The sequence below is a fragment of the Dietzia sp. DQ11-44 genome (assembly GCF_014145205.1).
GTDB classification, from domain to species: Bacteria; Actinomycetota; Actinomycetes; order Mycobacteriales; family Mycobacteriaceae; genus Dietzia; species Dietzia natronolimnaea.
Window position 1 is genome coordinate 1 of sequence record NZ_JAALEC010000570.1, and the last position, 1,566, is coordinate 1,566.

2 protein-coding genes are annotated in these 1,566 nt (G+C 71.6%); both read right to left on the reverse strand.

The window, feature by feature from the left end; genetic code table 11:
• Positions 1 to 873: SDR family NAD(P)-dependent oxidoreductase (locus tag G6018_RS13550; protein WP_182639889.1), on the reverse strand; the 873-nt coding region annotated here is incomplete at its 3' end.
• Positions 874 to 962: 89 nt separating this feature from the next.
• On the reverse strand, positions 963 to 1,566 hold a 604-nt coding region (locus tag G6018_RS13555; protein ID WP_347237867.1), incomplete at its 5' end, for a DUF6541 family protein.

Sequence of the window (1,566 nt, forward strand, 5' to 3'; positions counted from 1 at the left end):
CAGCACATCGGCGGCGCGGCCGGCGTCCAGCGCCGAGCGTGCGACGTCCCCCAGACGCGCGGGTGCGTACTCGGGGTCGTCCCCCGATCCCGCCGCCGCGGCCACCAGGGTGTGCAGTTCGCGGTCGCTGGTCTCGATTCCGGTGCCCACGTTGAAGCGCAGTCCGGCGGCGGCCGGAACGGTCGCGGCGCGAACGAAGGCGTCCACCACGTCGTCGACGAACACGTAGTCCCGGGTGTTGCCCCCGTCCCCGAAGACCCGGGTCTGCTCCCCGGCCAGTAGTCGCTGGGCGAAGATCGCCACCACCCCGGCCTCGCCGTGCGGGTCCTGACGCGGCCCGTACACGTTGGCCGGCGCCACGCCCGCCCACTCGATGCCGTACAGCTTGGCGAACATCTCCAGGTAGACCTCGCCCGCGACCTTGCCCGCCGCGTAGGGGCTCATCGGGTCCACCGGCCGAGACTCGGCCACCGGCAGGTCGGTGACGGGTCCGTAGATCGATCCCCCCGAGGAGGTGAAGACGATCCGCCGCACCCCGGCCCGTCGGGCGGCGTCGGCCAGCCGGACGGTGCCCACCACGTTGACCTCGGCGTCATGCACCGGGTCCTCCACCGACAGGCGGACGTCGATCTGCGCGGCCAGGTGGAACACGACCTCCGGGGCGAGGTCCGCCACCAGGTCCCCGATCGCGGGGTCGGTCAGGTCCACCTGCCGGAAGGTGAACCGCGAACCGGCCTCGCGGGCGCTCGTGAGGTTCTCCAGCCGACCCCGTGACAGGTCGTCGACGACCGTCACCTCGTGTCCCTCGGACAGCAAGCGGTCCACCAGGGTCGACCCGATGAACCCGGCCCCACCCGTCACGAGTGCCCTCATTCAGATCCCCTCCCGATGTGCGGCGAACCCGCCGCGGCGCCCTGTCGGACAACAGCTCCAAGGATACGACCCGGCCCGGGCCGGCCCGCTCACTCCCGTCCGTACAGCGCGGTGGCGCGGGTCAGCGGCGTACGTCCATCGGGCGGGAACGGCGAGTCGGCCAGGATCCGGGCGAGCTCGGCCTCGGTGAAGGCGGCACGGACCGCGAAGATCCGCACCTGGGAGTCCGAGTAGACCTTGACCAGGCCCGGGGTCTGGTCGAGCCGGAGCAGGTGGTCGTTGGGCTTCTGGAATCCCCAGTAATTGGGCGGGCTGACGTACACGTAGGTCACGCCGAGTTCGTCGAGAGCGGCGTCGACCCTCGGGTCGGTCCCGGCCCGGTCCATGCTGAAGAACAAGTGGGTGGTGAGCGGTGCGGTGGAGCCCGACTGCAGGTAGTGGCGTGCGGTCGAGGGCAGCCCGTTGGTGGCGTACATCCACCCCGACCCCTCGTCCGGGTTGGTGTAGATCAGGCCCGAATACGCCTGTGGCTGCTCGGAGAGCCAGTCGAAGGCCCGCAGATCGTGACTGTCGACCATCCTGCCCGCCCGTTGGTTCGCGCCCGCGGCCGCGGCGTACTCGGGCGAGGCCTGGACGACCCACGACCCGGTGGCCACCAGCGCGGCTAGGGCGACCGCGACCCGCAGGCCCGCC